Annotated in this window: 2 pseudogenes; both read left to right on the forward strand. The window is 64.7% G+C overall.

Annotated elements, in window-relative coordinates:
• A pseudogene (gene glmU, locus EOA24_RS39210) lies at positions 1 to 200 on the forward strand (bifunctional UDP-N-acetylglucosamine diphosphorylase/glucosamine-1-phosphate N-acetyltransferase GlmU); the annotation flags it as partial.
• 181 nt (positions 201 to 381) lie between these two features.
• Positions 382 to 1,000 (forward strand): annotated as a pseudogene (locus tag EOA24_RS39215) (glutamine--fructose-6-phosphate aminotransferase); the annotation flags it as partial.

Here is a 1,000-nt window from a genome sequence, read left to right on the forward strand (position 1 = left end):
GCTCCAATTCCTCGCTGGTGGCGCCGGTCACGATCGGCAAGGGCGGCTATATCGCCTCGGGCAGCGTGATCACCGAAAGCGTGCCCGACGATGCGCTGGCTTTCGGCCGTGCCCGCCAGAAGACGATCCCCGGCAAGGGCAAGGAATTGCGCGAGCGCTTCGCCTCGGCCGCAGCGGCAAGGAAGAAGGCAGCGGAATAGCGTTTCAGCGCTTCCTGAACCCGAGCGGTTCAGGTAACTGGATTGCAAGCGCCGTCTGGCATGGTGCATGGAGCAAAAGACCGTTCCGCTGACATGGAACGAAACGCAAAGTGACTTTCGCGGCAGGCCGGCAACCCCTAGATAACGCCGGGTTTTCCGCTGGGAATCGGGGGTAAGCGCCATGTGCGGTATCGTTGGAATCGTCGGCCATTCGCAGGTCGCGCCGCTCATCGTCGACGCGCTGAAGCGGCTTGAATATCGGGGCTACGACTCGGCCGGTGTCGCCACCATCGAGAAGGGCGAACTTGGTCGCCGCCGCGCCGAAGGCAAGCTCATCAATCTCGAACGCCGCCTGAAGGACGAGCCGCTCGACGGCACGATCGGCATCGGCCACACGCGCTGGGCCACGCATGGCGTGCCCAACGAGACCAACGCGCATCCGCATTTTTCCAACGGTGTGGCCATCGTCCACAATGGCATCATCGAGAATTTCGCCGAGCTGCGCGACGAGCTCACCCGCGACGGCTACAGCTTCGCCTCGCAGACCGACACCGAGGTCGTGGCGCATCTGGTGGCGCGCGAGCTAGCCAAAGGGCTGAAGCCGGTGGAGGCTGCGCATGCGGCGCTTAAGCGGCTGTCCGGCGCCTTCGCGCTGGCGATCATGTTCCAGGGCGACGAGGACCTGATCGTCGGCGCCCGCAACGGTCCGCCTCTGGCCGTCGGCCATGGCGAGGGCGAGATGTTTTTGGGCTCCGACGCGATCGCGCTGGCGCCCTTCACCAACTCGATCACCTATCTCG

Source organism: Mesorhizobium sp. M2A.F.Ca.ET.039.01.1.1, from assembly GCF_003998035.1.
Taxonomy (GTDB): Bacteria; Pseudomonadota; Alphaproteobacteria; order Rhizobiales; family Rhizobiaceae; genus Mesorhizobium.